We start from the raw sequence: 218 nt of genomic DNA, 5'->3' as shown, positions 1-218 counted from the left end.
TGGCATGGGGCAGTTCGTGCGCCTGGCCCGGCGCGAGAGCAAAGGCAACCGCGCGGCCTGTCCCGTCGGCGATCACGCAGGCCTTGGTGCCATAGCCGCCGCGAGAACGGCGTAAGCGTCCGGCCTCCATCGCCTTCCCTGGCCGCTGACGTGCGTTGAGGCTGGCGGCCTTAACGTCGGGCGTAAGGTCGTCTGTAAGGTCATGGGCAGCGGGACGG

Annotated in this window: 1 pseudogene; it reads right to left on the bottom strand. The window is 69.3% G+C overall.

Features of this window, described 5'->3' with window-relative positions:
• A pseudogene (locus tag E2C06_RS37190) lies at positions 1-115 on the bottom strand (IS5-like element ISMex42 family transposase); the annotation flags it as partial.
• Positions 116-218 lie beyond the last annotated feature (103 nt).

The sequence above is a fragment of the Dankookia rubra genome, assembly GCF_004355005.1.
In the GTDB taxonomy this organism is placed as follows: Bacteria; Pseudomonadota; Alphaproteobacteria; order Acetobacterales; family Acetobacteraceae; genus Paracraurococcus; species Paracraurococcus ruber_A.
This window is presented reverse-complemented; position numbering and strand designations above follow the sequence as displayed.